Origin of the sequence: Bradyrhizobium yuanmingense (genome assembly GCF_029167105.1) — a bacterium.
GTDB classification, from domain to species: Bacteria; Pseudomonadota; Alphaproteobacteria; order Rhizobiales; family Xanthobacteraceae; genus Bradyrhizobium; species Bradyrhizobium yuanmingense_A.
Genome location: NZ_JARFML010000023.1, coordinates 33,484 through 55,506, shown reverse-complemented (window position 1 = coordinate 55,506; position 22,023 = coordinate 33,484). Strand labels below are relative to the sequence as shown.

At 65.1% G+C, this 22,023-nt stretch carries 27 protein-coding genes and 1 tRNA gene; 13 read left to right on the top strand and 15 right to left on the bottom strand.

Annotated elements, in window-relative coordinates:
- The first annotated feature begins 158 nt into the window (after positions 1-158).
- The 3 genes from P0R31_RS26760 (at position 159) to P0R31_RS26750 (ending at position 3,076) form a co-directional block, all read left to right on the top strand.
- Positions 159-1,364, top strand: a complete 1,206-nt coding sequence (locus tag P0R31_RS26760; RefSeq protein ID WP_275517355.1) for an ABC transporter substrate-binding protein — start codon at positions 159-161, stop codon at positions 1,362-1,364.
- Positions 1,365-1,532: 168 nt separating this feature from the next.
- On the top strand, positions 1,533-2,324 hold the full coding sequence (locus tag P0R31_RS26755; RefSeq protein WP_275517354.1) for an enoyl-CoA hydratase: 792 nt from the start codon (positions 1,533-1,535) through the stop codon (positions 2,322-2,324).
- A 2-nt stretch (positions 2,325-2,326) separates the two neighbouring features.
- Entirely contained in the window at positions 2,327-3,076 is a 750-nt protein-coding gene (locus tag P0R31_RS26750; RefSeq protein ID WP_275517352.1) for a hypothetical protein, read from the top strand.
- Positions 3,077-3,260: 184 nt separating this feature from the next.
- On the opposite strand, the gene P0R31_RS26745 is transcribed toward P0R31_RS26750, so the two are convergent.
- From P0R31_RS26745 to P0R31_RS26735, 3 genes are read right to left on the bottom strand one after another with little or no spacing between them, the layout of a single operon-like run.
- On the bottom strand, positions 3,261-4,073 hold the full coding sequence (locus tag P0R31_RS26745; protein WP_275517351.1) for an enoyl-CoA hydratase/isomerase family protein: 813 nt from the start codon (positions 4,071-4,073) through the stop codon (positions 3,261-3,263).
- A 17-nt stretch (positions 4,074-4,090) separates the two neighbouring features.
- Positions 4,091-5,251, bottom strand: a complete 1,161-nt coding sequence (locus tag P0R31_RS26740; protein WP_260381752.1) for an acyl-CoA dehydrogenase family protein — start codon at positions 5,249-5,251, stop codon at positions 4,091-4,093.
- A gap of 17 nt (positions 5,252-5,268) precedes the next feature.
- Positions 5,269-6,333: an acyl-CoA dehydrogenase family protein gene (locus P0R31_RS26735; RefSeq protein WP_275517348.1), complete on the bottom strand. Its 1,065-nt coding sequence runs from the start codon at positions 6,331-6,333 to the stop codon at positions 5,269-5,271.
- A 245-nt stretch (positions 6,334-6,578) separates the two neighbouring features.
- Between P0R31_RS26735 and P0R31_RS26730 the strand changes: the two genes are divergently transcribed.
- The gene (locus P0R31_RS26730; protein WP_275517347.1) at positions 6,579-7,364 is read left to right on the top strand and encodes an SDR family NAD(P)-dependent oxidoreductase; all 786 of its coding nucleotides are present in this window, start codon (positions 6,579-6,581) and stop codon (positions 7,362-7,364) included.
- 144 nt (positions 7,365-7,508) lie between these two features.
- Here P0R31_RS26730 and P0R31_RS26725 read toward each other — a convergent pair whose 3' ends face one another.
- Together P0R31_RS26725 and P0R31_RS26720 are read right to left on the bottom strand one after the other, a co-directional pair.
- Positions 7,509-7,781, bottom strand: a complete 273-nt coding sequence (locus P0R31_RS26725; protein WP_197950799.1) for a GlsB/YeaQ/YmgE family stress response membrane protein — start codon at positions 7,779-7,781, stop codon at positions 7,509-7,511.
- 29 nt (positions 7,782-7,810) lie between these two features.
- Positions 7,811-8,380 (bottom strand): YidB family protein, encoded by a 570-nt coding sequence (locus P0R31_RS26720; RefSeq protein WP_275517343.1) that lies wholly within the window; start codon positions 8,378-8,380, stop codon positions 7,811-7,813.
- Between the two features lie 160 nt (positions 8,381-8,540).
- Between P0R31_RS26720 and P0R31_RS26715 the strand changes: the two genes are divergently transcribed.
- Together P0R31_RS26715 and P0R31_RS26710 are read left to right on the top strand one after the other, a co-directional pair.
- On the top strand, positions 8,541-9,548 hold the full coding sequence (locus P0R31_RS26715; protein ID WP_275517342.1) for a 2-dehydropantoate 2-reductase: 1,008 nt from the start codon (positions 8,541-8,543) through the stop codon (positions 9,546-9,548).
- Between the two features lie 16 nt (positions 9,549-9,564).
- Positions 9,565-9,780 carry a hypothetical protein gene (locus P0R31_RS26710; RefSeq protein ID WP_275517340.1) on the top strand — a complete coding sequence of 72 codons (216 nt, stop codon included), beginning with the start codon at positions 9,565-9,567 and terminating at the stop codon, positions 9,778-9,780.
- A 163-nt stretch (positions 9,781-9,943) separates the two neighbouring features.
- On the opposite strand, the gene P0R31_RS26705 is transcribed toward P0R31_RS26710, so the two are convergent.
- Positions 9,944-10,567, bottom strand: coding sequence for a hypothetical protein (locus P0R31_RS26705; RefSeq protein ID WP_275517338.1), 624 nt, complete (start codon positions 10,565-10,567; stop codon positions 9,944-9,946).
- 283 nt (positions 10,568-10,850) lie between these two features.
- Between P0R31_RS26705 and P0R31_RS26700 the strand changes: the two genes are divergently transcribed.
- Genes P0R31_RS26700 through P0R31_RS26690 form a run of 3 tightly spaced genes read left to right on the top strand, consistent with a single transcriptional unit; the run spans position 10,851 to position 12,891 of the window.
- On the top strand, positions 10,851-11,489 hold the full coding sequence (locus P0R31_RS26700; protein ID WP_275517336.1) for an RraA family protein: 639 nt from the start codon (positions 10,851-10,853) through the stop codon (positions 11,487-11,489).
- A gap of 26 nt (positions 11,490-11,515) precedes the next feature.
- Positions 11,516-11,887, top strand: coding sequence for a cupin domain-containing protein (locus P0R31_RS26695; protein WP_275517335.1), 372 nt, complete (start codon positions 11,516-11,518; stop codon positions 11,885-11,887).
- Positions 11,888-11,934: 47 nt separating this feature from the next.
- Positions 11,935-12,891, top strand: coding sequence for a tripartite tricarboxylate transporter substrate-binding protein (locus P0R31_RS26690; RefSeq protein ID WP_275517334.1), 957 nt, complete (start codon positions 11,935-11,937; stop codon positions 12,889-12,891).
- 12 nt (positions 12,892-12,903) lie between these two features.
- On the opposite strand, the gene P0R31_RS26685 is transcribed toward P0R31_RS26690, so the two are convergent.
- Positions 12,904-13,263, bottom strand: a complete 360-nt coding sequence (locus P0R31_RS26685) for a VOC family protein (protein WP_275517333.1) — start codon at positions 13,261-13,263, stop codon at positions 12,904-12,906.
- Between the two features lie 135 nt (positions 13,264-13,398).
- On the opposite strand from P0R31_RS26685, the gene P0R31_RS26680 reads away from it, so the two are divergent.
- Both P0R31_RS26680 and P0R31_RS26675 read left to right on the top strand, forming a co-directional pair.
- Positions 13,399-13,475: transfer RNA gene (locus tag P0R31_RS26680), tRNA-Arg, on the top strand.
- Positions 13,476-13,603: 128 nt separating this feature from the next.
- Positions 13,604-14,743, top strand: coding sequence for an amidohydrolase/deacetylase family metallohydrolase (locus P0R31_RS26675; protein ID WP_275517430.1), 1,140 nt, complete (start codon positions 13,604-13,606; stop codon positions 14,741-14,743).
- Position 14,744: 1 nt separating this feature from the next.
- Here P0R31_RS26675 and P0R31_RS26670 read toward each other — a convergent pair whose 3' ends face one another.
- Genes P0R31_RS26670 through P0R31_RS26660 form a run of 3 tightly spaced genes read right to left on the bottom strand, consistent with a single transcriptional unit; the run spans position 14,745 to position 16,233 of the window.
- Positions 14,745-15,341 (bottom strand): TlpA family protein disulfide reductase, encoded by a 597-nt coding sequence (locus P0R31_RS26670; RefSeq protein WP_275517331.1) that lies wholly within the window; start codon positions 15,339-15,341, stop codon positions 14,745-14,747.
- Positions 15,334-15,792, bottom strand: a complete 459-nt coding sequence (locus tag P0R31_RS26665) for a DsrE family protein (protein WP_275517329.1) — start codon at positions 15,790-15,792, stop codon at positions 15,334-15,336. The genes P0R31_RS26670 and P0R31_RS26665 overlap by 8 nt, the downstream gene beginning before the upstream one ends.
- Before the next feature lie 12 nt (positions 15,793-15,804).
- Entirely contained in the window at positions 15,805-16,233 is a 429-nt protein-coding gene (locus tag P0R31_RS26660; protein ID WP_275517327.1) for a DoxX family protein, read from the bottom strand.
- A 102-nt stretch (positions 16,234-16,335) separates the two neighbouring features.
- Here P0R31_RS26660 and P0R31_RS26655 point away from each other — a divergent pair, with 102 nt between their 5' ends.
- Positions 16,336-17,220: a LysR family transcriptional regulator gene (locus P0R31_RS26655; RefSeq protein WP_275517326.1), complete on the top strand. Its 885-nt coding sequence runs from the start codon at positions 16,336-16,338 to the stop codon at positions 17,218-17,220.
- A gap of 44 nt (positions 17,221-17,264) precedes the next feature.
- On the opposite strand, the gene P0R31_RS26650 is transcribed toward P0R31_RS26655, so the two are convergent.
- Positions 17,265-17,990 (bottom strand): alpha/beta fold hydrolase, encoded by a 726-nt coding sequence (locus P0R31_RS26650; RefSeq protein ID WP_275517325.1) that lies wholly within the window; start codon positions 17,988-17,990, stop codon positions 17,265-17,267.
- 161 nt (positions 17,991-18,151) lie between these two features.
- Between P0R31_RS26650 and P0R31_RS26645 the strand changes: the two genes are divergently transcribed.
- Positions 18,152-19,132, top strand: a complete 981-nt coding sequence (locus P0R31_RS26645; RefSeq protein WP_275517323.1) for a helix-turn-helix domain-containing protein — start codon at positions 18,152-18,154, stop codon at positions 19,130-19,132.
- Positions 19,133-19,148: 16 nt separating this feature from the next.
- On the opposite strand, the gene P0R31_RS26640 is transcribed toward P0R31_RS26645, so the two are convergent.
- From P0R31_RS26640 to P0R31_RS26625, 4 genes are read right to left on the bottom strand one after another with little or no spacing between them, the layout of a single operon-like run.
- Positions 19,149-20,294 carry an acyl-CoA dehydrogenase family protein gene (locus tag P0R31_RS26640; RefSeq protein WP_275517322.1) on the bottom strand — a complete coding sequence of 382 codons (1,146 nt, stop codon included), beginning with the start codon at positions 20,292-20,294 and terminating at the stop codon, positions 19,149-19,151.
- Positions 20,295-20,307: 13 nt separating this feature from the next.
- Complete coding sequence (locus tag P0R31_RS26635; RefSeq protein ID WP_157285803.1) at positions 20,308-21,135, bottom strand: SDR family NAD(P)-dependent oxidoreductase; 828 nt, start codon at positions 21,133-21,135, stop codon at positions 20,308-20,310.
- Complete coding sequence (locus P0R31_RS26630; RefSeq protein WP_275517321.1) at positions 21,132-21,566, bottom strand: MaoC family dehydratase; 435 nt, start codon at positions 21,564-21,566, stop codon at positions 21,132-21,134. The genes P0R31_RS26635 and P0R31_RS26630 overlap by 4 nt, the downstream gene beginning before the upstream one ends.
- Positions 21,563-22,018: a MaoC family dehydratase N-terminal domain-containing protein gene (locus P0R31_RS26625; RefSeq protein ID WP_275517320.1), complete on the bottom strand. Its 456-nt coding sequence runs from the start codon at positions 22,016-22,018 to the stop codon at positions 21,563-21,565. Before P0R31_RS26625 ends, P0R31_RS26630 begins: the two co-directional genes overlap by 4 nt.
- Positions 22,019-22,023 lie beyond the last annotated feature (5 nt).

The window sequence follows — 22,023 nt, the reverse complement described above, 5'->3', positions numbered from 1 at the left end:
ATTCCGCTTTGCGGAAAGCGCGCATTGATCATTCATCTGCATCGCACCTGCGCTTGCTGCGCTCTTGCGCATGCGGCATGATTGCGGCAACAGCGAATAGCTAAGAGCAATAACCAAGCCGCCATCAGAGCACGGCGCGATAAGGGAGGTCGTTTTCGATGAAGACTATTTTGTCCGGCATTTTTGCCGCCGCGTTTGCCCTCAATGCGAGCGCCGCACAGGCTCAGGACAAGCCGCCGCTGAAGATCGGCGGCATCCTCGACATGTCGAGCCTTTATGCAGATATCACCGGCTCCGGCAGCGAGACTGCGGCGAAGATGGCGGTCGAGGATTTCGGCGGCGAGGTGCTGGGACGCAAGATCCAGGTGCTGGCGGCCGACCATCTCAACAAGGCCGATCTCTCCGCCAACATTGCCCGCGACATGCTCGACAATCAGGGCGTCGAGATGATCTACGACGTCGCGGCCTCCGCGACCGCGCTTGCCGCCGGCGAGATCGCGAAAGCGCGCAACAAGATCATCATGTTCAACGGGCCGGGCTCGATCCGTCTCAGCAACGAGGCCTGCGGCCCCTACACCGTCCACTACGTGTTCGACACCTACGGCCAGGCCAACGTGACCGGTCTTGCGGCCGTGAAGTCGGGTCTCGACAGCTGGTTCTTCCTCACTGCCGACTACGCCTTCGGCCAGGATCTGGAGAAGGACACCAGCGCGGTCGTGACCAAGACCGGCGGCAAGGTGCTTGGCAGCGTCCGCCACCCGCTCAACACGTCGGATTTCTCGTCCTTCCTGCTCCAGGCCCAGGCCTCCAAGGCGAAGGTGATCGGTCTCGCGAATGCCGGCGGCGATACCATCAACGCGATCAAGCAGGCGGCGGAGTTCGGCATCACCAAGGGCGGCCAGAAGGTCTCGCCGCTGCTCGCGTTCGTCACCGATATCGACTCGATCGGCCTCGAGACCGCGCAGGGGCTGCTGCTCGCGGAAGCGTTCTACTGGGATCTCAACGACGACACGCGTGCATTCTCGAAGCGCTTCATGGAGCGCACCAAGCGCGTGCCGACCTCGGCGCAGGCCGGCGTCTATTCCTCCGTCACCCATTATCTGAAAGCTGTGAAGGCAGCCGGCACGACCGACGCCGCGGCGGTGATCAAGCTGATGAAGGAGACGCCGATCAACGACTTCTTCGCCAAGAACGGCAAGATCCGCGAGGACGGCCGCATGATCCACGACATGTACCTGTTCGAGGTGAAGAAGCCGTCGGAGTCCAAGGGCCGCTGGGACGACTACAAGCTGCTCGCCACCGTCCCCGGCAACGAGGCGTTCCAGTCATTGGAGCTGTCGCGCTGCCCGCTGGTGAAGAAGTGACGGCGTGACCACCGAGCCAAATATCCGGTTGTCATCCCGGGGCGCGACGAAGTCGCGAGCCCGGGATCCATAACCACCATCGTAAGTATGGATTCCGGGCTCGCGCCAAGAGGCGCGCCCCGGAATGACGGAGCAAAATCGAAGCATTGAACAAGAGGCAAGCACCCAATGAGCAACGACATGGTCCTGCAAAAGCTCGAAGGCGGGCTGCTCACCATCACGATGAACCGGCCGGAGCGGAAGAACGCGCTCAATCCCGACATGGTCGCCGGGCTGGTCGAGGCGGCGCGGCGCGCGGCTGATGATCCCGAGGTGCGGGCGGTGCTGTTCAAGGGCGCCGGCGGCTCCTTCTGCGTCGGCGGCGACGTCAAATCGATGGCGCAGGGGCGCGCGCCGCTGCCGTTCGAGCAGAAGCTCGCAAACTTGCGCCGCGGCATGGAGGTCTCGCGCATCCTGCATCAGATGCCAAAGCCCGTAGTGGCCCAGCTCGATGGCGCGGCGGCCGGCGCCGGCCTGTCCATGGCGCTGTCCTGCGACCTGCGGATCGCCTCCGAATCCTGCAAGATCACCACCGCTTTTGCCAAGGTCGGCTTCTCCGGTGATTACGGCGGCACCTATTTCCTGACCCAGTTGCTCGGTAGCGCGCGGGCACGCGAGCTCTATCTGATGTCGCCGGTGCTCACCGCGAAGGAGGCGCATGCGATCGGTATGGTGACGAAGGTCGTGCCCGACGCCGAGATCGACGCGGCCGCGCACGAGCTCGCGCTGTCGCTGGCGCAAGGGCCGTCGATCGCGCTCGGCTTCATCAAGCGCAACATCAACAACGCCGAGCACCTGGCGCTGGAGGATTGCTTCGACGGCGAGGCGATCCATCACACCCGTTGCGGCGACACCGAGGATCACAAGGAGGCGGCCAAGGCCTTCGTTGAGAAGCGCAAGCCGAGCTTCAAGGGCGCATGACGATGGCGCCCTATATCCGGCTGCGTCAGATCTGCCTGGTCGCCTCGCAGCTCGAGCCCGTCATCACGGATATCGGTCGGATCATGGGCCTCGCCGTCTGCTATCGCGACGGCAATGTCGCCAAATACGGCCTGGAGAACGCGCTGCTCCCGGTCGACACGATTCTGCTGGAGGTGGTCGCGCCGTTCAAGGACGACACCACGGCCGGTCGCTTCATCGAAAAGACCGGCGGCCGCGGCGGCTACATGGCGATATTCTGCTGCGACGATCCGGACGCGCGCGGCCGCAATGCCAATGCGCTCGGCGTGCGCACCGCCAACGTCATCGACCACGCGCCGTATCACGGCGTCCAGCTTCACCCCCGCGATTGCCGCGCCGCCTTCATCGAGTTCAATCACACCGAAGGCAGCGACGACATCCTCGGGCCGTATCCTCCGGCGGGACCGGACTGGCAGAAATTCATCCGCAAGGATGTGACTGAGGCGCTGACGGCGGTGGAGATGCAGAGCCCGGATCCCGCGGGGCTCGCCGAGCACTGGGGCAGGATCATCGGCGTTGCGCCGAGTGGCGATGCCGAATTGAAGCTGCCCAATGCGACCTTTCGCTTCGTGAAGGGCGCCAGCGAGATCATGAGCGCGCTGGAGTTTCGGGTGACTGACGTGGCGCAGGTGCTGCATACCGCCAAGGCCAAGGGGCTCGCGGTTGCGGGCAACGAGTTCTTGCTGGGCGGGGTGACGTTCCGCGTAAGCTGAGCGCGTTCAAACCCTCTCTCCTTGTGGGAGAGGGTGGCTTCGCGCCAGCGAAGCCGGGTGAGGGGTTTCTCTCCGCCAGTGAATCTCTTGCGGTTGAATGCGCTGAAACAACCCCTCATCCGGCGCTTCGCGCCACCTTCTCCCGCAAGGGGAGAAGGAAGAAGAAGCGCTCATCGCCGCGGAACTACCGCCCCTTGAAATTCGCCGCGCGGCGCTCTTCCGTGGCCTTCACGCCTTCCTTGAAATCTTCCGTCGCACGCAGCCGCGTCTGCTCGGCGAGTTCGTGATTGGTCGCGGCCATCACGCGGTCGGCAAGGCCATTGCGCATCGTGGCGCGGGTGGAGAGCAGGCCGAGCGGGGAGCATTCGGCGACCTCGGCGGCGAGCTTCATCGCGGCCGCCTTGACCTGGTCCTGCGGCACCAGCTCGTTGGCGAGGCCCCATTTGTAGGCTTCCTCGCCCGTGACGCGGCGGCTGGTATAGAACATCAGCTCGGCGTTGTTCTTGCCGATCAGCTCCGGCAGCGTCACGGTCAGGCCGAAGCCGGGATGGAAGCCGAGCTTGGTGAAGTTTGCGGAGAAGCGCGCTTCGGGACAGGTGACGCGGAAATCGGCCGACACTGCAAGCCCGAGACCGCCACCGATGGCCGCGCCCTGCACGGCGGCAACGATCGGCTTCTTGGCGCGGAAGATGCGCACGGCCTGGATGTAGAGATGGTTGATCGAGCCGAGACTGTCGGCCGGATCGCCTTTTTTCTCGGCCTCGCGCGCCTCCTGGGCCTGCCGCGCCGGATCGCCGAAATTGGCGCCGGCGCAGAACGCCTTGCCCTGCGCGGAGAGCACGGAGGCACGGATCTCGATGTCGCGGTCGAACTCGTCGAGCGCGTCCGCGATCTGGTTGATCAGCGAGATGTCGAAGAAGTTGAGCGGCGGACGGCGGATCTCGATGGTGCCGACATGCCCGACCTTCTCGACGCCGATATCTTGATAGGTGCTCATAGTGTTCCTCGATTGAATTAGCGCAAGCCCAGTCCGCGGGCGATGATGCCGCGCAGCACCTCGGTGGTGCCGCCCTGAATGGTGAGTTTCGGCGCGGTCTTGATCGCGAAGTCGAGCTGCCGCTCCAAGGTCTCGCGGTTGGTCGCGGTCTCCTCGACGAAGGCGGCGAGATCGCGCACGCGATGCGGCAGCTGCTGCTCCCAGACCGTGCCGATGTCCTTGACGATGGACGCTTCGACCACCGGCTCCTTGCCGGCTTCGAGCATGCCGGCCACCGAGACCGACATCCGCCGCATGGTGTGGAGCTGCGCGACGAGGCGGCCGATGCCCTCGGCGCTGCGCGTATCCGGGTTGGGTCCGACCGCGCGGACCAGCTCGGTCAGCACGTAATAGGTTTCGAGGAAACGCTCGGGGCCCGAGCGCTCATAGGCGAGCTCGCTCGTCGCCTGCTTCCAGGCGCCGTCGACTTCACCCAGCACGTGATCGTCAGGGATGAAGTGATCGGTGAAGACCACCTCGTTGAATTCATATTGGCCGGTGATCTGGCCGATCGGGTTCACCTTGATGCCGGGCTGCTTCATCTTGACCAGGAACTGCGTCAGGCCGTGGCGGCGGTTTTCCTTGGTCGGCGGCGAGGTCCGGAAGATCGCGATCATGTAGTCGGCGATATGCGCCGACGAGGTCCAGATCTTGGTGCCGTTGATGAGATAGCCGCCATCGGTCCTGGTCGCGCGCGTCTTCGCCGCGAACAGGTCGGAGCCCGAGTTCGGCTCGCTCATGCCGATGGCAAAGCAGATCTCGCCGCGGCAGATCCGTGGCAGGATGTCCATCTTGATGTGCTCGGGCGCGTATTTCAAAAGTACCGGTCCGCTCTGGCGGTCGGCGACGAAGAAGCGCCGCGTCGGCGCGTTGGCGACGCGCATCTCCTCGGTCACCACGTAGCGCTCGAGGAAGGAGCGCTCCTGGCCGCCATATTTCTTCGGCCAGGTCATCCCCAGCCAGCCCTTGGCGCCGACCCGGCGGGAGAATTCCGGCGCGTCGGTGTCCTCGCGATTGGGCTTGTGCGGATCGAAAGTGCCGGCGGCGATTTCCTCTGCGAGGAAGGCGCGCACTTCCTTGCGCAATTGCTCGCATTTCTCGGGCAGGCGGATCGGATCGAAACGGAGGGCAGCAGTCATTGTGTCTCTCTCCCGGATCAGCGCGACGCCACGAGCGGCCACAATTCATCGGCGCCGCGGCTTGCGACGAGCTTGCCGAGCTCGACGGCCCAGTAGCTCTCCGAGCCGAAATCGTCGCGCCAGGCCAGCGCGCGCAGCGAATAGCGGTGCAGGATGTGCTCCATGGTGAAGCCGATCGCGCCATGGACCTGATGCGCGATGCCGCCGCCTTTCTCGGCGGCTTCCGCGCAGCGGACCTTCGCGGAGGCGGCTTCGAGATAGATCTCGTCGTTGAACGACCTTGCATTGGCGATGGCGTCGGCGGCGGACGTCGCCGCCGCAAGCGCCGCGGCGGATTCGCCGGCAAGCCGGGCCAGATTGTGCTGCACCGCCTGGAATTTCGAGATCTTCTTCTCGAAGGCGACGCGCTCGTTGGAATAGCGCACGGAGATGTCGAGCATCGATTCCAGCGCGCCGGCGATCTGCAGGCTGCGTGCGACGCCGCCCATCAGCATCAAATGGGTCTGCTCGAAGCCCTTCGGCGCAGGCTTGATGGCGACGGGCTGGACCTTGTCGAGCGTGACGGTATCGCTGTGGTCGTAGCCGACATTGAGCCCGGCCTCGATCCGCGCCTTGGCCGCGTCGATCAGCGCGATGGAAACACCGTCCTTGCCGTGCGCCAGCACCGCAAAATGCTTCGCCGTCTTGGCAAAGGGCACGCCGCGCGCACGGCCGGAGAGCGCACCGTCGGCATCGAGGGCGATGCGGTCCTTCGGGGACGCCGGCACGACCGTCATCTCGCCTTCGGGCGATGTGATCTTGGCCTGTGCCAGCAGCCATCCCGCCAGCATGGTCTCGGCCAGCGGCACCGCGACTGCGAAACGGCCGGCGGCGTTCATCAGCGCAAAGCCGTCGGCGAGGCTCGCGCCCGAGCCGCCGAGATCATCCGGCACCCAGGACAGCGGCAGGCCGGCTTCGCTCAGCGCCTGCCACAGCGGCGCCTGCCAGGAATTGTTCTTGTCGTTGTTGATGGTTTGCGGATCGGCGAGATCGGCGAAGATTTTCTCCGCAGTCTCGACGACGATATTGTCACTCTCCGCCACAGCGTTCCCCGTATCTTGCCATTGGCGCGTCTGGTCTGATCGGCCAGTGCGCAGTCTCTTCTTGCGCCCGATGATCGGAAAAAGCCATGGCCCTGACAAGCGTTGATCGCAGGTCCATCTGCGGCGCCGGCATGGGCCAGGCTTCAGGAAATGCTAATTCCGCTTAGCGGAGTTTGCTCGATTTGCAGGGCGCGGCAAACCCGCTAAACAGGACGCCACACCAGATACAGGGGAAGGAAATCCGGATGGCAAAAGACGGCTTGTGCGCAATCGTGACGGGGTCCGCATCCGGGCTGGGTGCAGCGACTGCGGAAATTCTCGCCCGCAGCGGGGCGCGGCTCGTCATCAACTATTCGTCGAGCCGGAATGAAGCCGAGGCGACCGCCGAGACCTGCCGCAAGGCGGGTGCGGCGGAGGTGCTGGTCGCACAGGGTGACGTCTCCAAGGATGAGGATTGCCGCAAGATCGTCGCGGCGGCGAGCGGCTGGGGCCGCCTCGACATCCTCGTCAACAATGCCGGCACCACCAAGCATGTGGCTCACGCCGATCTCGACGGTCTGTCGGCCGAAGATTTCCAGCGGGTCTACGGCGTCAACACCATCGGCCCGTTCCAGATGGTGCGCGCGGCGCGCAGCCTGCTCGAAGCCGCCGCCAAGGCTTCGGGGCGGCCATCTGCGGTCGTGAACGTCTCCTCGGTCGCCGGCATCAGCGGCGTCGGTTCGTCGATTGCGTACGCCGCGAGCAAGGGTGCGCTCAACACCATGACGCTGTCACTGTCGCGCGCCCTGGCGCCGCTGATCCGCGTCAACACGGTCTGCCCCGGTTACATCGACACGCCCTGGTTCACCAAGGGCCGCGGCGAGGCGCAGGCCAAGCAGGTGCGCGACAGCGTCGTGGCGAAAGTGCCGCTGAAGGTCGCATCATCCGCGGAGGACATCGCCCAGCTCGTCTGCTTCCTGGCGACGCCGGCCTCCAGCAACATGACCGGCGAGGTCGTGCGCATGGATGCGGGGATGCATTTGATCACGTGATGAGTGCACGCGCTCTCTGCACGTCATGGCCGGGCTTGACCCGGCCATCCACGTGTCGCCACGCGGGTCGAAAACGTGGATGCCCGGGTCAAGCCCGGACATGACGATGAAGAGGTGGCGTACTCTCGTTATCGCCTCTAAGCGCTACCCCTTGATCACGCCACTCGATACCAGCCGGTGCCAGATGAACAGCACCACCACCGCGCCGATCGTCGCCGTGATGAAGCCGGCCCCCTGGTCCGGGCTGTAATGGCCGATGGCCTGGCCGACGAAGGTTGCCAGGAAGGCGCCGGCGATGCCGAGGATGGTGGTGAGGATGAAGCCGCTCGGATTGTTCGGCCCCGGCGCCAGCCAGCGCGCGATGAGGCCGGCGACGAAGCCGACCAGGATGATCCACAACAGGCCGCCCATGCTCATGAGTGTGCTCCCCCTTGCTGAGACTGCTGTCAAATCCGGCCCGAGATTTCGTTCTCGGTCGGTAGCCGTCCATCCGGCGTCAGATGGTCGACCACCTGAGGCAGGTACTGGCTGAGGCCGGAGAGCAGCTCTTCGCGGGACAGGCCGCTCTGGGCGGACAGGCTCTCGATCTGGTCGGCGCCGAGTGCGCTGGCGAGATCGCCCGGCGCGATCGGCTTGTTCTCGCCCCTGCCGACCCAGGAACTGGCGGTGTCGCCGTGGCCGCTCTGCTGCAGCTGCTTGAGGAGATCGCCGAGCCCGCCACTCAGAACGGTGCCGGCCGCGCCGCCCGCGAGCAGGCCGCCGAGGCCGCCCTTGAGCATGTCGCTCAAGCTGCCGCCTCCTGCACCCGCGTTCACCGGCGGCGGCGCGGGCGATGGTGACGGTTGTGGCGCCGAACCTGACTGGCTGGTCGTGAAATGTTTGAACGCCTTCCAGGCAAGCAGGCCGAGCAGCGCCATGGTCATTGGCGACATGCCGCCGGAGGATTTCTCGGAGCTGGGCGAGCTCGGGCCGCGCGGGCCGTTCTGCATGCCGTTGAGGACGTCGAGTAGACCCATGGTGCTCTCCTTTGGTGTCTCGTTCCGCGAGCGTTCGCCGCTGACTGCCCCGGGGCGAAAACATATGGGGCAGTCGTGACTGTTACAAGTCGGATGCGCCGCGATTGGTTGTCGGCCTCGCCTCTGCTATCGAAGGCCGTTCATTCAGGGAGCAAGTTCAGTGGTTGCGGATCGACCGATCGTGGTGGCGGGCGCCGGTGCCATCGGCTGTTTCGTCGGCGGCATGCTGGCCGCTGCGGGCCGGCGCGTCGCGCTGCTGGTGCGGCCGCGGGTGAAGACCGAGCTCGAGCGGTTCGGCCTGCTTCTGACCGATTTTGACGGCTCCGAGAACAAGCTCGGCGTCGGCCAGCTGGCGCTGTCCGAAGACCCTTCGATCTTCCACAGCGCCGGCATCGTGCTGGTCACGGTGAAGAGCGCCGACACCGCCGCTGTCGCCGACCAGATCGCGCAGCATGCGCCTGAGGATGCCGTCATCGTCTCGCTCCAGAACGGCATCGGCAATGTCGCGGTGCTGCGCGAGCGGTTAGGCGGCCGCCACGTGCTCGCCGGCATGGTTCCGTTCAACGTGATCGCGATGGACAATGGCCGTTTCCACCGCTCCACCTCCGGCGACATCCACGTCGGAGAGGATCCGGAGAATACGGCCGCGGCGCTTTCGGTCCCTGGCCTCAACGTGCGCGCAAGCCGTGACATCACCGGCGTGCAATGGGGCAAGCTGATCATCAACCTCAACAACGCGCTGAGCGCGCTGTCCGACATGCCGCTCGCCGCGCAACTGGCGAACCGCGACTGGCGAAGATTGTTCGCCGACCAGATGGCGGAAGGGCTGGCCGCACTGAAGGCCGCCGGCATCGTGCCGGTGTCGTCGACGCCGATCCCGATGAGCTGGTCTCCGGCCTTGCTGCGGCTGCCCGATGCGGTCTTCAGCGCGATCCTCGGGCGGACCATGAAGATCGATCCCGAGGCGCGCTCCTCGATGTGGCAGGATCTGAAGCAGGGCCGCAAGACCGAGATCGACTATCTGCAAGGCGCGGTCATCGCGCTCGCCGAACAGAACCATGTCGCCGTGCCGCTGATGCGCCGCATTGTTGCGCTGATCAAGGAAGCCGAGGCGGCCGGCAACGGTCCGCCCCGTATGACGCCGCAGCAGATTCGCAGCGTGGATTGAGGACGAGGAGGGCGTGATGAAACGTTGTCTGATGATCGGCCTCGCGCTGATCGCGCTTTGCGGCACGTTGACGCTCGCCTATGCGAGGCCGCCGACGGTCATGAACTCCCCCGGCTATGACAGGCGATTGCAGGAGAGCAGGTCGCAGTTGGGGAGTTGGCCGATGGTGACAGAGCCAGCGACTGCGCCGGTGGCCAAACCGAAACAGGGCAAGAAGAAGCGCACGAACTGAGAGTGGGAGCTGATCTCCATCCAACTCGTCATTGCGAGCCAACGGGTCCGCGCTCAGCGCGGCCCGATGACAGGCTCCACGAAGCAATCCAGAATCCCATCGCGGAAAGACCCTGGATTGCTTCGTCGCAAGGGCTCCTCGCAATGACGGTTATGGGTGTAACTCAGCTCTTCTTCGCGGGCTTGCTCGGCGTCGGGTTGAACAGCTTCTTCAGGTCGTTCAAGCTTTCCGACAGCCGCGGCCATTCGCAGGAGAACGAGCCCTTGGCGCAAGGTGCAGCCTTCGGCTTCGCGCCCGCGGCTTGCTGCACCTTCGGCCGCTCGACCGGCACCGGCACGCGCGCGACTTCGGTCCGCAGCGCAATCTGCTGCAGCTGCTGCACCTGTTGCTCCTGCTGTTCGCGTTGCTGCCGCGCGGTAGCTTGAGCCGCTTCGTTGCTGTGGCGCTGCCTGGCGAGATAGGCCGTATAGGCTTCGTCGATCTTCTTCTGCTCCTCCGGCGTCGGGTTCGGTCCCGCGATGTCGAAGCTGCGATCCTGGAGGAAATCGTAATAGGAATAACCGCCCCCCGGCTTGCGGCGGCCGGCGAACTTGGCGTTGCAATCGGCAAGCGCCGCGGTCTTCTCGGCCTTGGTTGCGGCCTTCTCGGCGGCGTCGGCACAGGACTCGAAGTCGACAGGCGCGCGCTTCCACCATTGCGCTTGCGCATGCCCCTGCGCCAGCAGGAAAATTCCTGCTGCGGCAACGAGAAGCAGCGCCGCGCGATGCGATGTGACCACGGCCGACATTCTAAGAGAGCATTCCTTGCAAGACGCAACCCGAACTGAGTCGAGCCGGATTTTTGCCCCTTTCTTGCCGGCTTGTCACCCATGGAACTCATGAAATTCAGGGCTGCTATGCTGACATTTTGTGCTTGACGTGGCACAGGAGTCACAGCGCCTGCCGACAGGCCGTTACACTGGCGCGGGAGCGCCTTAAGTCCCCGCGGGCGATGCCAGACGACGTGGCGGCCTTCCGGATCTGGCCTACGAGCGGACACATGCTGAATAAGACAAACACGGAAGGACGGACATGACGATCACCATCGCAGCGAGCAGCGTGACGAAGCCGCCGGCCGATGTCATCGAGGGTTTCAGGGACGCGCCGACCTCGGTGATCTCGGACAATCTCGCCCGGCTGCCCGGTGCAGTGGGCTTGAGGCCCTATCACCGCGGCGGCAAGCTGGTGGGGACGGCGTTCACCGTGCGCACCCGTCCCGGCGACAATCTTGCCATCCACCGCGCGCTCGACCTGGTCGGGCCCGGCGACGTCATCGTGGTCGATGGCGGCGGCGACGAGACGCGCGCGCTGATCGGCGAGATCATGAAGAACATCGCGCAATGGCGCAAAGCCGAAGGCTACGTCATCGACGGCGCGATCCGCGACGTCGCGGCCTTCGCGGCCGACGACTTCCCCTGCTACGCCCGCGCGGTGATCCATCGCGGTCCGTACAAGAACGGCCCCGGCGAGATCAACGTGCCGGTGACGATCGGCGGCAGCGTGATTGCGCCCGGCGACATCGTCGTCGGCGACGAGGACGGCGTCGTGTCGTTTCCCGCTGCCGGCGCGGCCGCCCTGCTGGAAGCGGTGCGGGTCCAGGTCGCGCGCGAGGAGGAGACGCTGAAGGCGATCCGCGAGGGCCGTTACCAGGGCGCCTACGGCAAGTCCTGATCAGAGGAGCGTGAAGGGAGGATGGCGTGAGCCAGAAGCAAGAATTTCACAATCTCGATGATGCCAGCGACGGACTCTTCCGCGAGCTCGCCGCCGGCGTGACCACGCGCATCTTCTCCGGCGAGCAGGCGATGCTGTCGGTGGTGACGCTGGCACCGCATGCGCAAGGCACGCTGCACCATCACCCTGAGGAGCAGTGGGGCGTGCTGCTCGACGGCTCCGCCATCCGCGTCCAGGGCGACGAGGAAATCCCGGTGAAGAAGGGCGATTTCTGGCGCACGCCAGGGAACGTGCCGCACACCATGCGCGCCGGTCCCGACGGCGCCCGCGTGCTGGACATCTTCAGTCCGCCTCGGCCAGAATACAGAAAAGCAGGATCAGGCTTCGGCACGACCTAGCGCTCAAAAGCAAAAAAGCAAAGCGCTACACATAAAGGGAGGGGACCATGACGATCACACGACGGGCGCTGCTGGCCGCGCCGGCAATTCTCGCATTGACGCCGGCGATGGCGCAGGCCGGCAAGATCACGCTGGTGGTGCCGTTCCCGCCGGGCGGATCGACCGACGCCATGGCGCGGCTGCTGCAGACGAACCTGCAGACCAAGCTTGGTCGCATCGTGGTGGTCGAGAACAAATCGGGCGCGGCCGGTGCGCTCGGCGCGGCGCAGGTCGCCAAGAGTCCGGCTGACGGCTCGACCTTCCTGGTCACCTTCGATTCCCACGCGGTGATCCCGTCGATCCTCGACAAGCCGCCGGTCGATGTCGAGCGCGAGCTGATGCCGGTGCTGCTGATCGGCACCGCTCCTTACGTGATCGCGGCCGGCGCCGGCCGCCCCTACAAGAGCTTCGCCGACGTGGTCGCCGCCTGCAAGGCGAGCCCCGGCGCGGTGAAATACGCCTCGGTCGGCATCGGCACGCTCGGCCATCTCGCCATGACCGTGCTCGGCAGCAAGGCCGGCGTCGAGATCATGCACGTGCCCTATCGTGGCGGCGGGCCGGCGATGAACGATGTGCTCGGCGGCCATGTCGATCTGATCGCGGGATCGGCGGCGCTGGTCGCCGCTCAGCTCGGCACCAACATGCTGCGCCCGATCCTTCAGCTCGGCCGCGAGCGGCTGCCCGCCCTGCCTGATACTCAGACCGCGATCGAGGCCGGCTTCCCCGATTTCGAGACGCTGGCCTGGTGGGGCATCTTCGCGCCCGCGGGCACACCGCCCGATGTCGTCGCGGCCTTCGCGGCGGCGTCCAAGGAGATCCTGAGCGAGCCCGCGACCGCCGCCCAGCTGAAGGAGACGCAGCACATGACGCTGCTGCTCCAGGACGGCGCCACCTTCAAGACCTTCTTCGACAAGCAGGTCGCCACTTGGGGCAAGGTCGTGAAGGACAATAATATCAGGGCGTAGCCGGCTGCCGCTTCAAACGCCGCGCAGCGGCCGCGCGAAACTGAGTTCATGACCGTCGGGGTCGGTGAGGTGGAAGTAGCGCTCGCCCCATTCCGCATCGCGCGGGGTTGTCGACGGCCGCCATCCGGCCGCGCAGGCGCGCTCAAAGGTCGCGTCGACGTCGGCAACGTAGAAGATGACGCGGCCCCACCAAGCCCAACGTTTGTCGTCCGGCTGCGCAATCAGGTTGAGGTAGCCGGTCCCGGCGCGGAAGCTCGTGAATGCAGCGGCTTCGCCGCCATGGAGGAGCTCGAATCCCAGCGAACGGTAGAAGTCCACGGCGCGCCCCATGTCATGGGTGCCGAGCGTGATGGCGCTGATGCTTTCGATCATGTGGCTGCTCCGCAGGGTCGATCTGGAAGCGATTGTACAGCCTCCTTATTCAAGTTGACGATTGCCCGCCTTGCGGCTGGCGAACCGTATCCTGCTCTGCTATGAGGGGGCCGAACCTGCAGCGCCGGGTTCCGCGGTCCCGTAGCTCAGCCGGATAGAGCGACGGTTTCCTAAACCGTAGGTCGGAAGTTCGAGTCTTCCCGGGATCGCCATTTTTCATGGCCAACCGTCGCAGTTTGCGACGCCGGTCGGCGCAAAAATTGCTAGAAGCGAACCGCTTCCTCCCTCGCGGCCCGGCCGAGATGCCGGCCCCACCGCACTGCCCCATCCGGAGACCATGATGCCTTTCGACCTGATCCTGCGCGGCGGCCGCGTGGTCGACCCCTCGCAGAAGCTCGATGCCGTGACGGATGTCGCATTTTCGGGCGGTAAGGTCGCTGCGATCGGCGTTGGGCTCAAGGCCGATCCGGGGACGGATGTGCGCGACGTCTCACAGTTCATCGTGACGCCGGGGCTGATCGATCTGCACACCCATGTCTATTGGGGCGGCACGTCGCTCGGCATCGACGCCGAGGAGTTCTGCCGCCTCTCCGGCGTCACCACGGCGGTCGATACCGGCAGCGCCGGCCCCGGCAATTTCGCCGGCTTCCGCAAGCACGTGATCGAGCCGAGCCAGGTCCGCATCCTCGCCTATTTGCACGTCTCGCATGCCGGCATCTTCGGCTTCTCGCACCGGATCATGGTCGGCGAGAGCGAGGAGCTGCGGTTGATGAATCCGATCGAGGCGGCCGAGGTGGCCGATGCCAACCGCGATCTCGTCGTCGGCATCAAGGTGCGCGTGGGCCTGCATTCGTCGGGCACCTCGGGCGCGGTGCCGCTCGACATCGCGCTCGAGGTCGCGAACGAGGTCGGCATGCCGCTGATGGCGCATATCGATCATCCGCCGCCGAGCTATGAGGACGTGCTGGCCCGCCTGCGGCCCGGCGACGTGCTGACCCACGCGTTCCGTCCCTTTCCGAACACGCCGGCGACGGCGCAAGGCACCGTGAAGAAGGCGGTGCTGGAGGCGCGCGAGCGCGGCGTGCTGTTCGATATCGGCCACGGCAAGGGTTCGTTCGCGTTCAAGACCGCGCGCGCCATGCTGGCCAATGGTTTCTATCCGGACACGATTTCCTCGGACATCCATCAGCTCTGCATCGACGGCCCGGCCTATGACCAGGTCACGACCATGTCGAAGTTCTTGTGCATGGGCATGGAGCTGCCGGATGTGATCGCGGCCTCGACCGTGAATGCGGCGATGGCGCTGCGGCGTCCCGAGCTTGGCACCCTCAAGCCCGGCAGCGTCGGCGACGCCACGCTGATTTCGGTGAAGCAGGGCCAGTTCGATTACGAAGACGTCGTCGGCGAGCACCTGACGGGGAATCGCAAGATCGTCTCGGAGGGCGTCGTCATCGGCGGCCGCTGGTGGCATCCGAACTAGATCAGGTTTGCTCGCGATAGAATTGCAGCAGCTGCGCGCCGGCCGGCGAGAGCCAGTCGGGCGCGCCCATGATGTAGCCTTCGATGCGTCCGCTGGTGCCGACGAGATAGGTGATGGGCATGCCGAGAATCGAGAACGTCTCGGTCGATGCCTGCGCCGTCGTGCCATAGGCATCGACATAGCAGGCAAGGTTTGGCACGGCGAGGCCGCCGAGAAACGCGCGAACCTTGCGCAAGTCTTTGGTGTCGGTGCAGATCGCGACGATGTCGAGCTTGGCCGGTCGCGATCCTGCAAGGCGTGCGAGCATTGGAAGATCGAGCTTGCAGGCCGCGCACCAGGTCGCCCAGAAGTTCACCAATGTGATGCGGCCCGGCTTCGGCGCCACGACGGCGTCCCGGCCGCTGACGTCCTGAAGCCTGAGCTGCGGCATCGGCGCGTGCGGCCGCACCAATGTGAACTGGTTGCGGCCGGCTTCGAACACCGGCGGCCAGCTGTCCTGCGCGCGGGCTGTACGCAGGACGCCGAGAAGAGCCGGCGCGGCCATCAGGATCGATCGCCGCGACAGCATCAGGCCGCTTTCGTGCGCAGTCTCACGCATGAATGTAGGCCCAGCCCTTCAGTTGCAGATCGACGACGCGTCCGATGCCGAATGGGACGAGGATCGCACCGGGTATCAGCGGAATCGAGACTTGCTCCTTGGCTTCTGCGATCGCCTTGGACGAGGCGCACATGCTGTAGGTGAGGTTGGACAGCGACTGCCGCAGCGTCGCGAGCGGCTCGCCCAGTGGGGTCTTGTCCGCGCGGAAGACGTCGATGCCCTTGCCGTTGGCGACGACCTCGATCAACAATCTCGCGCCCCTCTCGGCAAAATGCTTGGAGAGATTGGCCGAGTAGCTGATCGCGTGCCCCATGACATAGGGCTCGTTGCTGTCGATCAGGATCACGACACCCTCGGCGAGGCGATCCTCCTTGGCCGCGGTGCCGCCGGCCGTGAGGATCGCGGTGCCGGCGAGCAGGCCCCTGCGGGACCATCTCTTGGCTGAGATCATCGCCGCCGCCGGTCAGAACTGACGCGGCGCGATCGGCGCCTTCTTGTTCCGCCCCCACAGCACGAACAGGCTGAGCGCGAGCAGGACGACGTTGAGCGGTACAACGTCAGCTTCGCCGCGCGAGAGGTGGAAGACTAGCGCTATGACCTGCAACACCGCGCAACCGAGTGCAGCCAACACCGTCAGCCGCGGCAGGATCCGCGTCAGGGCGGGCAGGAGGATGCCGAGCCCACCGGCGAGATCAACCAGCGCGATGGAGCGGACGAAGGTCTCGGAGTACTGCCCGGCCCAGGGCATCATCGCGGCCAGTTGAGGAATAGGGGTGGTGAACTTCACTAACCCTGCCGAGATGAAGACGAAGGCCAGCAGGACTTGCGCGGCCCAGAGGCCGATGCGGAGGGCCCGGCCCGGGGCGGGGGTCTCGAAGGTGGTGGTGGACATGATGGTCTCCAGAATGTGAGCGTCGCCACCATTTGATAGTTTCCCAATCTTTGATCATTATCCGCTTCGGGATTGGTTCATTTCTCCGGTGTTGATGATTTCATGGATTCTCTGGTCAGCATGAGGGTGTTTTGCCTGGTTGCCGAGCTAAAGAGCTTTGTGACCGCGGCAGAGCGCCTGCGCATCTCGCCCGCCATGGCGAGCAAGCATGTGATGCAGCTCGAGAAGCGGCTCGGCACGCGGCTGCTCAACCGGACCAGCCGGCGCGTCAGCCTGAGTGAAAGCGGCACGCTCTATTTCGAGCAGGCGCGGCAGATGCTGGATTCGCTGGACGAGGTCGAGGCCGCCGTCAGCAACGCGACCGTCGTCCCGCACGGCACGCTGCGGTTGACCGCACCGGTGTGGATGGCGAACGCGATGTTTGCGGGCGTGCTTGCGGACTATCAGGCCTGCTATCCGGAGGTACGCCTCGACGTCGACCTCAGCGGACGGCTGGTCAACCTCGTGGAAGAGGGATTCGATCTCGCCTTGCGCGCGACGGCCGCGCCCGACGAGGCGCTGATCGCACGTCCGATCACCAACATTCCGTTCTACATGGTCGCCGCGCCGGCCTACTTCAAACGCGTAGGACGCCCGCAAGGGCTCGCCGACATCGCCGGTCACGCGCTGTTGCACTACGCGCTTTATCCCGGAGAGAGTTTCTCGTTCGAGGGCGAGCGCGGCCCCGAAGCCATCAAGCTCAATCCGGTCCTGCGCAGCGGGAACGAGACGCTGCTGCATATGGCGGCGCTGCAAGGCATGGGCCTCGCCTTCCTGCCGAAATGGCTGGTCACCGCCGACATCGCCGCCGGACGGCTCGAGCACGTGATGCCCGAGAAGATCATCTTCACCGGAAAGCTGTTCGCGGTTTACCCGAGCCGCAAATACCTCTCCGCGAAAGTGCGCACCTTCATCGACTTCGTCGCCGCTGACAAGCGGATGAAATAATCCCGTCGTAGCCAACGTCCGATCGACGGGCCGCGATATGCCGATCAGTCGCGTCCCGCCTCCATGATCGCCTTGGCGAGCCGCGCGGGGTCTGAGAAGCACAGCTCGTGGCTTCCCGCGACCTGCACCAGGCGAAACAGGCCGAGCTTCTCCGACAGGCGCGGATGCCAGCCATGGCTGTGCGGCAGCGCGACGTCTTCGGTGCAGTTGATGTAGGATTTGGCCAGCGGCATCTCGGCCGGATTGGTCTTCAGCGTGATCGTGTCGGTGAAGGTCGCCAGCGGATGCGGATTGAGAACCTCGTAGGCGCGCTGCGCCGTCTCCAGATCGGCATCGTTGATGAAGGCCTCGCGCCAGATCGGGAAGGGCAGCACCACCGAGCCGTCGCCGCGCTCTGCAGCGATGGCGTCGAACAGCCCGATATAATGCGGCGGCACCATGTCGTTGAGGCATTCGCCGTCATTGGGCACGAAGGCATTCCAGTAGACCAGGCGGCGGATGCGCTCGGGCGCGAGATCGGCAACGCCGGTGATGACCATGCCGCCATAGGAATGGCCGAGCAGGACGACGTCCTTCAGATCGTTCTCGGCGAGGTAGTCGGCGATCGATTGAACCGCTTCCTTCAACCCGGTCGTCTTGGCATCGCCCGGACGGTTGCCCTTGATGGTGGGGGTATGGACCTGATGGCCGGCGGCGCGGATCGGCGCGGCAACCGGCTCGAGCTCGGCACCTGTGTGCCAGGCGCCATGGACGAGAACGTAGGTCGACATATTGTGGCTCCCTTGGAAGACTGCTTAGATCGGCGCGGCGATGACCTTGTCTGGATTTGCCGGCTGAACACCGGTCGACGTCGTTGTTGCCGCCATACTGAACCGCTGGGCGCGTTGCGCGCTTGTCTGACGCTGAACCGGATTGGTCCTGGAGCGAACTGATGGAGCAGCTCAATTCCGAAAGCCGGCCCCGTCATCTGGTCTGGGACACCGGCGAGACGCGGCCCGAGGAGCAGTTCTCCTACTATCGCGAAGCGATCTGCCAGGCCTTCATGAACCTGACGCCGGAATCGGCAACCACCTCGCGCTTTCCGGCCAAGGTCGAGGCGATCAAGATCGGCAGCGGTGCGATCAACCGCGTGGTCTTTCCCGAGCACACCGTGCTTCGCTCGCGCGCGGATATCGCTGCGTCGACCGAAAGCTGCTTCTATCTGAACTTCAAGCTCGCCGGCCGCTGCCGCATGGTCCAGGGCGGCTGTGACGTCAGCCTGTCGCGCGGCCAGGTCGGCATCTGCGACAGCGACCGGGAAGTGACCTTGCTGCATGATCGCGGCCCGACGCTGCATGTTGCATCCTTCTGGGTGCCTTCGCGCGAGCTGCGTGATCGGCTGCCACCGTCGTTCGACTTCAAGGTGGAGCGCGTGTCCGACGATCCCTTCGTCGGCCATCTCATCGTCGAGACCGCGCGGTCGCTGAATGCCGGCGCGCTGCGGATGACCGAAGGCGAAGCCGTCAGGCTGTTCGGCGTGCTGCTCGACCTCGTTGCGCTGAGCCTGTCGCGCCGCTCGCGTGCGCAGACGGCCGAAGCCGCCAGCTTTGCCGATGCGACCGCGCTCGCGCTCCGCCGCGCCGTGCATGAGCGCCTCTCCGAGCAGCGCCTCGCGGTTGCGGACGTCGCACGTGCCATCGGTATCAGCGAGCGCTACGTGCACAAATTGTTTGAGCGCGCGGGTACCACATTCTCGGACTACGTCATGGACCGCAGGTTGGACGGCGCGGCACGCGACCTGAGCGATCCCGCGAAGGCGGGCCAGGCGATCGGCTCGATCGCCTTTGATTGGGGCTTCTCGGACCTGTCCCACTTCACCCGCCGCTTCAAGCAGCGCTTCGGCTGCCGGCCGCGCGACTGGCGCGCGCGGTGATCGACAGCGACCTGATCTATAAGGATCTGGCGATCAAGAGCTTCATGATCTCGTTGGTGCCGCCATAGATCTTCTGGATGCGGGAATCGATGAAGATGCGCGAGATCGGGTATTCCTGCATGTAGCCGTAGCCGCCGAACAGCTGCAGGCATTCGTCGGCGGTCTCGACCTGCTTCTCCGAGCACCAATATTTCGCCATCGAGGCCGTCACGGTGTCGAGGTCTTTCGCGACCAGGCGCTCGATGCACCAGTCGACGAAGACGCGCGCGATCATCGCCTCGGTCTTGCGCTCGGCCAGCGTGAAGGCGGTGTTCTGGAAATCCATCAGCGGCTTGCCGAACGCCTTCCGCTCCTTGGTGTAGTCGGTGGTGAGCTTGACCGCGCGCTCCATCGAGGCGACGGCGCCGACCGCGAGCGCAAGCCGCTCCTGCGGCAATTGCTGCATCAACTGGACAAAACCCTGGCCCTCCTCCTTGCCGAGCAGGTTTTCCGGCGGCACGGTCACGTTGTCGAAAAACAGCTCCGAGGTGTCGGAGGCGTGCAGGCCGATCTTGTCGAGGTTGCGCCCGCGCTTGTATCCGTCCGCGCCCGCGGTCTCGACCACGATCAGCGAAATGCCCTTGGCACCAGCTTCGCCGGTGCGCGCGACCACGATGACGAGATCGGCGGCCTGGCCGTTGGTGATGAACGTCTTCTGGCCGTTGATGACGTAGGAATTGCCCTGCTTCTTCGCCGTGGTCTTGACCGCTTGCAGGTCCGAGCCGGTACCAGGCTCGGTCATGGCGATTGCGCCGACCATCTCGCCGGACGCCATCTTCGGCAGCCAGCGTTTCTTCTGCTCCTCCGAGCCGTAGTTGAGGATGTAATGCGCGACGATGGCGCTGTGCACGGAGACGCCGGTGGTCAGCTCCGGCACCGTGCTCTCGAGATCGTCGAGCACGGCGGCGTCATAGGCGAAGGTCGCGCCCAGGCCGCCATATTCCTCCGGCACGCTCGCCAGCAGCGCGCCCATCTCGCCGAGCCCGCGCCAGGCGAAGCGGTCGACCATCTTCTGCTCACGCCACTTCTCGGCATGCGGCGCCAGGTCCTTGGCGAGATATTTGCGGAACTGGTCGCGGAAGACGTCGAGCTCTTCGGTCATCCAGGACGATCGGTACTGCATCAGCGCCTCGCTCTCAGACAATAAGGCCGCCGCCGGCGACGACCACCTGACCGCTGATATAATTGGATTCTGGGCTGCAGAACAGATAGACGGCGTCGGCCGCCTCTTCCGGCGTACCGCCGCGGCCGAGCGGGATCATGCGCGACATGGCTTCGAGCATGTGCGGCTGCACGCCGACCTTGATGTCGCGGCCGGCGACGTCGATGGTCTTCTGCTGCGCCTCGATCGGCTGGGTCAGGCGGGTGTTGATGAGGCCAAAGGCGACGCAATTGACGTTGACCTTGTAGCGGCCCCACTCCTTGCACATGGTTCGGGTCAGTCCGATCAGCGAAGCCTTGGCCGAGGAATAGCTGGCCTGACCGGCATTGCCGTAGAGGCCTGCGATGGAGGAGATGTTCACGACCTTGCGGAACACCTCCCGCCCTTCCTCGGCTTCCTTCCTGGCAAAGACGCGGATCGGCTCGGCGGCGGCGCGCAGGATGCGGAACGGCGCGACGAGGTGGACGTCGAGCATGGCCTGGAACTGCTCGTCGGTCATCTTCTGGATGGTGGAATCCCAGGTGTAGCCGGCATTGTTGACGATGATGTCGAGCCCGCCGAACTTGTCCAGCGCGGCGCCGACGAAGCGATCGGCGAAACCCGCTTCCGAGACACTGCCGTTCACGGCAGTGGCGTCGCCGCCCATCGCCTTGATCTCCGCCACCACGGCGTTGCCGGGCTCGGCATCGAGATCGTTGACGACCACCCTGGCGCCTTCGCGCGCGAGCTTGAGCGCGATCGCGCGCCCGATGCCGCGGCCCGAGCCGGTGACGAGCGCGACCTTTCCCTGCAGTTTTGTCATCTGGATGAGTCCTCTTGCTGTCCGAGCGCGACGACGGCGCTGCCGTCGAGCTTGAGCTCGCCGCGATCGTCCCTGGTGGTGAGCGCGAGCCTTGCGCGATCCTCGCCATCCTCGGCGAAGAGCTCGGTCACGGTGCCTTCGCAAGTGAGCTTGGCGCCGAGCTGAGTGATCGAGACGAACCGGGTCGTAAAGGTGCGGAGCTTCGAGGGCGGCACCACATCCGTCAGCGCCTGCCCGAGACAGGCCATCACCAGCATGCCGTGGGCAAATACGTCCGGAAATCCGGCCGCCTTGGCGAAGTCGATGTCGACGTGAATCGGGTTGTGGTCGCCCGATGCGCCGCAATAGAGCGCGAGCGTGTGGCGGGTGATCGGCGGAAAGACCTTGTGGACGATGCGGTCGCCGGCCTTGATGTCTCCGGATGCCGTCATGACGTCACCTCGTTGCGGACGACGATGGTCCGCGCGGTATCGGCGACATGCACGCCGTCCTGGTTGGTCACCTCGCATCGGATGCCGATCAGCGTCATCGCGCCACCCTTCTTGTCCATTACGCTGGTTACGCGCGGCCGAAATGTCAGGGTGTCGCCGACCAGAACCGGCGCATGATAGACGAAGCTCTGCTCGCCATGCAGCACGCGGGCGAGATCAATGCCGAGCGTGCTGAACATCTCGAATGGGTCGTCGACGTCCATCATCTCCAGGCAGAACAGATAGGTCGGCGGCACTGGGGTGCCAGCGAATCCAGCCGCTCGCGCGGCATCCGCATTGCGGTAGACCGGATTCTGTTCACCCAGCGTGTTGAGGAAGTAGCGGAGACGGCCGGGCTCTACGCGCGCGGTGACCGGCGTGAAGCTGCGCCCTACGGCGGACTGGTCGACCATGGCCG

Bases quoted from the DNA above. Each gene is read 5' to 3' on its own strand.
- P0R31_RS26760 (WP_275517355.1), top strand. From the start codon at position 159: ATGAAGACTATTTTGTCCGGCATTTTTGCCGCCGCGTTTGCCCTCAAT.
- P0R31_RS26755 (WP_275517354.1), top strand. From the start codon at position 1,533: ATGAGCAACGACATGGTCCTGCAAAAGCTCGAAGGCGGGCTGCTCACC.
- P0R31_RS26750 (WP_275517352.1), top strand. From the start codon at position 2,327: ATGGCGCCCTATATCCGGCTGCGTCAGATCTGCCTGGTCGCCTCGCAG.
- P0R31_RS26745 (WP_275517351.1), bottom strand. From the start codon at position 4,073: ATGAGCACCTATCAAGATATCGGCGTCGAGAAGGTCGGGCATGTCGGC.
- P0R31_RS26740 (WP_260381752.1), bottom strand. From the start codon at position 5,251: ATGACTGCTGCCCTCCGTTTCGATCCGATCCGCCTGCCCGAGAAATGC.
- P0R31_RS26730 (WP_275517347.1), top strand. From the start codon at position 6,579: ATGGCAAAAGACGGCTTGTGCGCAATCGTGACGGGGTCCGCATCCGGG.
- P0R31_RS26725 (WP_197950799.1), bottom strand. From the start codon at position 7,781: ATGAGCATGGGCGGCCTGTTGTGGATCATCCTGGTCGGCTTCGTCGCC.
- P0R31_RS26720 (WP_275517343.1), bottom strand. From the start codon at position 8,380: ATGGGTCTACTCGACGTCCTCAACGGCATGCAGAACGGCCCGCGCGGC.
- P0R31_RS26710 (WP_275517340.1), top strand. From the start codon at position 9,565: ATGAAACGTTGTCTGATGATCGGCCTCGCGCTGATCGCGCTTTGCGGC.
- P0R31_RS26705 (WP_275517338.1), bottom strand. From the start codon at position 10,567: ATGTCGGCCGTGGTCACATCGCATCGCGCGGCGCTGCTTCTCGTTGCC.
- P0R31_RS26700 (WP_275517336.1), top strand. From the start codon at position 10,851: ATGACGATCACCATCGCAGCGAGCAGCGTGACGAAGCCGCCGGCCGAT.
- P0R31_RS26690 (WP_275517334.1), top strand. From the start codon at position 11,935: ATGACGATCACACGACGGGCGCTGCTGGCCGCGCCGGCAATTCTCGCA.
- P0R31_RS26685 (WP_275517333.1), bottom strand. From the start codon at position 13,263: ATGATCGAAAGCATCAGCGCCATCACGCTCGGCACCCATGACATGGGG.
- P0R31_RS26675 (WP_275517430.1), top strand. From the start codon at position 13,604: ATGCCTTTCGACCTGATCCTGCGCGGCGGCCGCGTGGTCGACCCCTCG.
- P0R31_RS26670 (WP_275517331.1), bottom strand. From the start codon at position 15,341: ATGCGTGAGACTGCGCACGAAAGCGGCCTGATGCTGTCGCGGCGATCG.
- P0R31_RS26665 (WP_275517329.1), bottom strand. From the start codon at position 15,792: ATGATCTCAGCCAAGAGATGGTCCCGCAGGGGCCTGCTCGCCGGCACC.
- P0R31_RS26660 (WP_275517327.1), bottom strand. From the start codon at position 16,233: ATGTCCACCACCACCTTCGAGACCCCCGCCCCGGGCCGGGCCCTCCGC.
- P0R31_RS26655 (WP_275517326.1), top strand. From the start codon at position 16,336: ATGGATTCTCTGGTCAGCATGAGGGTGTTTTGCCTGGTTGCCGAGCTA.
- P0R31_RS26650 (WP_275517325.1), bottom strand. From the start codon at position 17,990: ATGTCGACCTACGTTCTCGTCCATGGCGCCTGGCACACAGGTGCCGAG.
- P0R31_RS26645 (WP_275517323.1), top strand. From the start codon at position 18,152: ATGGAGCAGCTCAATTCCGAAAGCCGGCCCCGTCATCTGGTCTGGGAC.
- P0R31_RS26640 (WP_275517322.1), bottom strand. From the start codon at position 20,294: ATGCAGTACCGATCGTCCTGGATGACCGAAGAGCTCGACGTCTTCCGC.
- P0R31_RS26635 (WP_157285803.1), bottom strand. From the start codon at position 21,135: ATGACAAAACTGCAGGGAAAGGTCGCGCTCGTCACCGGCTCGGGCCGC.
- P0R31_RS26630 (WP_275517321.1), bottom strand. From the start codon at position 21,566: ATGACGGCATCCGGAGACATCAAGGCCGGCGACCGCATCGTCCACAAG.
- P0R31_RS26625 (WP_275517320.1), bottom strand. From the start codon at position 22,018: ATGGTCGACCAGTCCGCCGTAGGGCGCAGCTTCACGCCGGTCACCGCG.